The following is a 6,332-nucleotide window of genomic DNA, read 5'->3' as shown; positions in this document are numbered from 1 at the left end:
GGTACCGGTTTCGATACGGTCGGGCATGACGCTGTATTCTCCGCCATGCAGTTTTTCCACGCCAGTAATATGAATGGTATCGCAACCAGCGTCGCGCACATTCGCACCCAGGCTGTTCAGAAAGTTTGCTAAGTCGATAACCTCAGGCTCGCGAGCCGCGTTCTCAATTACCGTTTCACCTTCTGCCAATACCGCCGCCATCATCAGATTTTCAGTACCAGTAACACTGACGGTATCTAATAAAATTTCCGCGCCCTTCAAACGGCCTTCGACAGATGCCTTAATGTAGCCATTTTCAACATCAATGTGTGCCCCCATTTTGCGTAAACCTTCAATATGAAGATTAACGGGACGGGCTCCTATCGCGCAGCCACCCGGAAGCGAGACTTCGGCTTTTCCGGTTTTCGCCAATAGTGGCCCCAAAACCAGAATAGACGCCCGCATCGTTTTTACTAAGTCATAAGGCGCTTTAAAATGATTCAGTGTGGTTGGGTCGATAGTCACACTGTTATCGTTCAGGCTACTGTGACAAATGCCAAGGCAGTCTAACAACTCCAAAGTTGTATCAACGTCATGTAAATCGGGAACATTGGATAACATGACTTTATCAGAAGGCAAAAGCGACGCCATTAGGATAGGCAAAGCCGCGTTTTTTGCTCCGGAGATTTTGACCGAACCGGACAAAGGCTGCCCACCCCGTATTTTAAATTTATCCATCAACTAACCAACAACCTTATGGCATCATTAATTTTTTATCACGCGCCCAGTCTTCAGGCGTGTAAGCTTTAATTGAAACTGCGTGAATAGAGCCATCCGCAATTAAGGGGTTTAGTGGGCCATAAACAGCTTGCTGACGCTTAACCCGGCTCATGTCTTTAAAGTCTTCACTGACAGCGATAATTTCAACATTAGCACCTTCGGCTTTGACCAGTAACTCTTCCAGTGAAAGTGCCTCGTTAAGCAAAGTTTTCAATTCTTCAGTATTCATTTTTATCTGCCGTTAGCTTAAAAGTGAGTAATGCCGCCTAGCTTAACGAAAGCAACGACTCGACGCCACTAACGCGGGCAATTTGTTTCAACTGTTCAGAAGCACCAATACACGTCAGAGGCCCTTTACCATCACCTACTAACTTAAGAATCTCAAGTAAGAAGGCAACCCCGGCTGTATCGATCACATCCACATCCGTTAAATCAACTTTCGTTTCCGGGCCTATGGACCAACCTTTTCGCTGAGACCAGAGTTTGGCAACACTATGGCGAGTCAATGAGCCGCTAAAAACCAGCGTTTTATCACTACTCACTTTAACTGATGTCAGGCCTGTCTGCTGAGCGCTCATTAAATTCCCTCTGTCGGATTTTCAACTTCGTCATCGGCCTTGATAGGCTCAGAAGCTTTCTTCTCAATCAGCTCTATTGTCTTATCTATGCCATTAGCCCGAATAACCGATGAAATTTCGCTTTGCTTACTGTTAAGCAGACTCACACCTTCCACAACCAAGTCATAAGCTTTCCAAATTTCTTCATCCGAGTCATAGCGAATACGAAAATCCAGACGAATTTCAGGACGCCCTTCTTCTTTTACCCGGGTGCGCACAATTGCAGTGCGCGCATCGTCGGCTAAATCATTGCTGGGCTCAAAGCTGACGCTGTGCTTACTTTCATCGTACTGTGTGAATGCGCGCGCATAAGTCGCTACTAAATAATCGTAAAATGCACGGTAGAAACGTTCTCGTTGCTCCTTCGTGGTATCACGCAGATAACGACCCAATACTTTCTTAGAAGCATACAAACTATCGACATAAGGCATCATTTCATCTTCGACGATTTCCTTCAGATAGTTAGGATCCTCATCGATTTTGTCCCTATCCGATGCGATACGGTCAAAAGTTGTTTCAGCAACTTCTTTTAGTAGTTCATGTGGATTCTCGTTTCGTATTAAATCAGCCGATGCCGATGCTACAAACAGAAGCATCGCCAACGTTGCTGTTATCCATTTATTTACTGCCATGGTGCTCTCCTTACAACCTAATCGTTACCCTGACTAAACAAGAACTGGCCTATTAAATTCTCCAGTACAAGTGCAGATTTCGTGTCTGTAATCATGTCCCCGTCTTCCAGCATATCAACGCTGTCATCAATAAAGCCGGGTTCCAGTCCGAGATATTGCTCACCTAATAGACCAGAGGTTAGTACCGACAAGGTGCTGGTTTCAGAAAACTGGTCATACTCTTTACTGATAGTCATTTCAACGCGCGGCTCATAGTAGTCGCCCGATAGAGAAATATCGGTAACACGACCAACAACAACGCCCCCAACCTTGACCGGAGAGCGGACTTTCAGGCTACCAACATTGTCAAACTTTGCGTACAGGGTGTAAGTATCACCCGATGTCGTCATGGTGCCGCTCGCAGCTCTTAATGCGATAAAGAACAAAGCTAAAATTCCGACGACGACGAAAACGCCTACCCATAACTGTGTTTTTCTTGATTCCATGGTTATCCACCAAACATGATAGCTGTAAGAATAAAATCGAGTCCTAAGATTGCCAGCGATGCCGTCACTACAGTTGACGTTGTCGCGGCACTGATTCCCGCCGAGGTTGGCACTGCACGATAGCCCTTATACAAGGCTATCCAGGTAACAACAAAAGCAAATACGATTGACTTAATAATGCCGTTGAGTAAGTCGTCCTGCCAATCAACCGCTGACTGCATTACTGACCAAAAAGCTCCTTCATCAACGCCCAGCCAGCCAGAACCAACCAGGTAGCCACCGTAAATACCAACAGCTGAAAACATCAGCGCCAGCAATGGCATACTGACTAAGCCGGCCCAAAAGCGCGGAGCAACAACACGACGCAGCGGATCAACCGCCATCATCTCCAGACTGGACAATTGCTCAGTTGCTTTCATCAAGCCGATTTCTGCTGTTAAAGCAGAACCGGCACGGCCGGCAAAAAGCAGCCCGGTGACAACAGGCCCCAATTCACGCAGTAACGACAAAGCCACCATGGGGCCCAGACTCTGCTCAGCGCCATAATCAACCAAAATAGTATAGCCCTGAAGGCCTAGAACCATTCCTATAAACAAGCCGCTGACAATCACAATGAGCATTGATAGTACGCCGACAACGTACATTTGCTTCACAAACAACGGCCAGGACTTGCTCGGTTGAGGCTTGCCAATAATCGCGCTCATTAACATGGCCAATGCGTATCCAATGCCCGCCAGACTGTCTAAGACTTGTCGCCCGATAGACTGTAAAAACTGGATCATGCCTCGCCCCTTAACAAGTCTGTCGTAAAATCATCGTCCGAATAATGAAATGCGACCGGGCCGTCGGGCGCACCTTTTAAAAACTGCTGGATAATTGCGGTGTCGTTCTCCCGCAACTCGTCTGGCGTGCCCTGACCGACCACCTTTTTATCAGCAATGACGTAGGCATAATCAGCGATAGACAACACTTCTTTTACGTCATGGGACACAACAATAGATGTAAGCCCCAGTGATTCATTCAGAGATTTAATGAGTTTTACAATCACGGCCATAGAAATAGGATCCTGGCCCGCAAACGGCTCATCGTACAAAATAAGGTCGGGGTCTAATGCTATAGCCCTTGCTAAAGCCGCTCGGCGAGCCATACCCCCGGATAACTCCGAAGGCATTAAGTGACGGGCACCGCGCAGGCCTACGGCCTCAAGTTTCATTAATACAACGCTACGAATGAGCTCTTCCGGTAAGTCCGTATGTTCGCGCAGCGGAAACGCCACATTTTCGTAAACCGACATGTCGGTAAAAAGAGCGCCACTTTGAAACAACATGCTCATACGCTTTCGCAATTGGTACAGCGCATCGCGTTTTAACTTGGGAACTTCTTCACCGGCGACTTTAATGCTGCCACTGTCAGGCTTAAGCTGCCCGCCAATCAGACGCAGCAACGTGGTCTTGCCGATTCCGCTGGGGCCCATTACAGCAACCATTTTGCCTTTGGGAACAGTAAGCGACAAGCCGTCATAAACCCGGTGGCTTCCATGCGCGAAAGTTAGATCCTTAAGTTCTACCAAATTTGTCACGACAATTTCCTGTTAGGAGTTTCCATGCCATTATTTTAGCGGCATTCGGCATAACCTGATACCGATAAAGTGTTGCAAATCTTATCAGCGAATCGATTCAATTTCTGTCAATTCATCGACAAGTTTCAGTAAATATTGTGCAAAGTCCTCGCGTTCATGCACGCAGGCATCGCATAAGTTTAGCTGTTCAAACAAACGAGCACCATGAACAGCATAGAACAGGGTCTTACCGACTTTTTTGCCGGCGATACGTTCAAGTCGCTGCAAAGTAACAGCAATATGCTCTTTTAGCGGCCCCAGCAGCTCAGGGTTGGTTGCAGCGGCCGCCAGCATGCCACTACCCAGGCGTGAACATTCGGCGTCAGTATCAAGAGCTGCTAGTAAGATACTTTTTAACTCCCCTTTTGGGTCATCGCTAAATTGTTGATGATAGGACTCACGTAAAGCTTCATACCTTTCAACTCGTCGTTTGAGCATAGCCTGTAATAAACAGTCTTTACTGTTGAAATGGTAGAGCAACCCGCCTTTACTTATTCCTGTCACCTGGCTTAAAGCATCAAACGTCAGGTGTGCAGCCCCTTCTGCCGCAACCAGCTGGTCTGCCGCATCCAGAATGACTTCCCTGTTACTGGGTCGTCCTGCTCCTTTTTTCTCTACCATAACGTCTTCACTTTACCTGTAGTCACTTTATTAACCGTCTGGTTGGTATAGTAATTATTTTTACAATAAAATACAAGATTTACCTGAGTACGGTAGGCAGAGTTGTATTGAATGACGTATTATACAAGGCAAAAGCACAACGCCAGAGGCATGACAATGAAGCAAGTAACCCAGAATTTTCGGCTGCTGGGCGAACAGGTACTGGATATCGAAAAGAAAGCGATTGAAGGTTTATATCAATATTTAGATGATAACTTTGATGCTGCCTGCCAAACGCTGTTTAACTGCAAAGGTCGGGTTATCGTTACCGGCATGGGAAAGTCCGGCCATATTGGCGGGAAAATAGCCGCAACACTTGCCTCTACCGGCACGCCTGCTTTTTTTGTTCATCCGGGCGAAGCCAGTCACGGTGACCTCGGCATGGTGGCAGCCCAGGATGTGGTTATTGCCATATCAAACAGCGGCGAAACAGCCGAAGTACTGAACATTATTCCGGTCATAAAGCGCCTTGGTGTTCCCTTAATATCAATGACCGGCAAACCGGACTCCACTCTGGCAAGACTTGCCGACACCCATGTTTGTATTGCGGTTGAGCAAGAGGCGTGCCCACTGGGCTTGGCGCCAACAGCCTCTACCACAGCAACTTTGGTTATGGGTGATGCATTTGCCGTCGCTCTGCTGAACGCCCGCGGCTTTACCGCCGATGATTTTGCCTTGTCTCACCCTGGTGGCTCTTTAGGCAAACGATTGTTGCTTCGCCTGCACGATGTCATGCACACAGGCGACAGAGTTCCGATGATTCCGGCTGACGCTATTATCAGTGATGCCTTGTTAGAAATGTCGCGCAAAGGCCTGGGCATGACCGCTGTAGTGGACGAAAATAATCGCCTGGCCGGTATCTTCACCGACGGTGACTTGCGCCGCATTCTGGATAACCGAGTGGATGTCCACAAAACACCAATAGCTGATGTTATGACCCGCTCCTGTACGACCGCTAATGCAGAGATGCTGGCCGCAGAAGCATTAAAACTGATGCAGGACCGCAAAATTAACGGGCTTATCATCACGAATGATGATGGTCAGCCGTGTGGAGCGATGAATATGCATGACTTACTACAGGCGGGAGTACTCTAATGGAGTGTGTTAATACTTGGTACGGTGATATTGATAAAAGCCTGTTTAGCCGTTTTTCCGAAATTAAGTTACTGGTACTGGATGTGGACGGCGTTTTTTCTGACGGTCGAATCTATTTAGGCAACGACGGTGAGGAACTCAAGGCATTTCACACCCGTGATGGATTTGGCATGAAAGCGTTAAAAAAGTCCGGTGTTGAGACCGCGGTCATAACCGGCAGAACCTCACGCATTGTCGAACACCGCATGGAACATTTAGATGTTGGTCACATTTATCAGGGCCAGAACGACAAAACAGCTGCTTTTAATGAGCTGCTGAAGAAATTGAATTTGAGCACCGACCAAGTCGCCTATGTGGGCGATGATACCCCCGACTTAGCTCTGATTAAGGCAGCCGGCCTGGGTATTGCAGTACAGGATGCTCACGCATCGGTGCAGCAGCAAGCCGATTATATTACCCGTTGTCA

10 protein-coding genes are annotated in these 6,332 nt (G+C 47.6%); 2 read left to right on the top strand and 8 right to left on the bottom strand.

The features are described from left to right. The 8 genes from B3180_RS12575 to B3180_RS12540 form a co-directional block, all read right to left on the bottom strand. Window positions 1–717: UDP-N-acetylglucosamine 1-carboxyvinyltransferase (locus B3180_RS12575; RefSeq protein WP_286844914.1), on the bottom strand; the 717-nt coding region annotated here is incomplete at its 3' end. A gap of 16 nt (window positions 718–733) precedes the next feature. Next, complete coding sequence (locus B3180_RS12570; RefSeq protein WP_199494255.1) at window positions 734–988, bottom strand: BolA family protein; 255 nt, start codon at window positions 986–988, stop codon at window positions 734–736. Between the two features lie 37 nt (window positions 989–1,025). Then, window positions 1,026–1,337 carry an STAS domain-containing protein gene (locus tag B3180_RS12565; RefSeq protein ID WP_199494256.1) on the bottom strand — a complete coding sequence of 104 codons (312 nt, stop codon included), beginning with the start codon at window positions 1,335–1,337 and terminating at the stop codon, window positions 1,026–1,028. Further along, a complete protein-coding gene (locus tag B3180_RS12560; RefSeq protein WP_278356687.1) occupies window positions 1,337–2,008 on the bottom strand; it encodes an MlaC/ttg2D family ABC transporter substrate-binding protein in 672 nt (223 codons plus the stop codon). Before B3180_RS12560 ends, B3180_RS12565 begins: the two co-directional genes overlap by 1 nt. Before the next feature lie 17 nt (window positions 2,009–2,025). Then, a complete protein-coding gene (mlaD, locus tag B3180_RS12555; protein WP_199494258.1) occupies window positions 2,026–2,493 on the bottom strand; it encodes an outer membrane lipid asymmetry maintenance protein MlaD in 468 nt (155 codons plus the stop codon). 2 nt (window positions 2,494–2,495) lie between these two features. Continuing rightward, window positions 2,496–3,272, bottom strand: coding sequence for a lipid asymmetry maintenance ABC transporter permease subunit MlaE (gene mlaE / locus B3180_RS12550; protein WP_054489966.1), 777 nt, complete (start codon window positions 3,270–3,272; stop codon window positions 2,496–2,498). Beyond that, window positions 3,272–4,072 carry an ATP-binding cassette domain-containing protein gene (locus B3180_RS12545; RefSeq protein WP_054489813.1) on the bottom strand — a complete coding sequence of 267 codons (801 nt, stop codon included), beginning with the start codon at window positions 4,070–4,072 and terminating at the stop codon, window positions 3,272–3,274. The genes mlaE and B3180_RS12545 overlap by 1 nt, the downstream gene beginning before the upstream one ends. A gap of 84 nt (window positions 4,073–4,156) precedes the next feature. Beyond that, the gene (locus B3180_RS12540; protein ID WP_054489808.1) at window positions 4,157–4,732 is read right to left on the bottom strand and encodes a TetR/AcrR family transcriptional regulator; all 576 of its coding nucleotides are present in this window, start codon (window positions 4,730–4,732) and stop codon (window positions 4,157–4,159) included. Between the two features lie 156 nt (window positions 4,733–4,888). Between B3180_RS12540 and B3180_RS12535 the strand changes: the two genes are divergently transcribed. Together B3180_RS12535 and kdsC are read left to right on the top strand one after the other, a co-directional pair. Then, window positions 4,889–5,866: a KpsF/GutQ family sugar-phosphate isomerase gene (locus B3180_RS12535; RefSeq protein WP_271331833.1), complete on the top strand. Its 978-nt coding sequence runs from the start codon at window positions 4,889–4,891 to the stop codon at window positions 5,864–5,866. After that, on the top strand, window positions 5,866–6,332 hold a 467-nt coding region (kdsC, locus tag B3180_RS12530; protein WP_286844908.1), incomplete at its 3' end, for a 3-deoxy-manno-octulosonate-8-phosphatase KdsC. The genes B3180_RS12535 and kdsC, both read left to right, overlap by 1 nt.

This window comes from Idiomarina sp. UBA4206, assembly GCF_002383015.1.
GTDB lineage: Bacteria > Pseudomonadota > Gammaproteobacteria > Enterobacterales > Alteromonadaceae > Idiomarina > Idiomarina abyssalis.
Note: the sequence above shows the minus strand (reverse complement) of the source record. Positions and strands in the feature narration are given on the sequence as shown.

Coding starts and splice junctions, on each gene's coding strand:
- B3180_RS12560 (WP_278356687.1), bottom strand. CDS start 2,008: ATGGCAGTAAATAAATGGATAACAGCAACGTTGGCGATGCTTCTGTTT.
- B3180_RS12535 (WP_271331833.1), top strand. CDS start 4,889: ATGAAGCAAGTAACCCAGAATTTTCGGCTGCTGGGCGAACAGGTACTG.
- B3180_RS12540 (WP_054489808.1), bottom strand. CDS start 4,732: ATGGTAGAGAAAAAAGGAGCAGGACGACCCAGTAACAGGGAAGTCATT.
- B3180_RS12570 (WP_199494255.1), bottom strand. CDS start 988: ATGAATACTGAAGAATTGAAAACTTTGCTTAACGAGGCACTTTCACTG.
- B3180_RS12565 (WP_199494256.1), bottom strand. CDS start 1,337: ATGAGCGCTCAGCAGACAGGCCTGACATCAGTTAAAGTGAGTAGTGAT.
- mlaD (WP_199494258.1), bottom strand. CDS start 2,493: ATGGAATCAAGAAAAACACAGTTATGGGTAGGCGTTTTCGTCGTCGTC.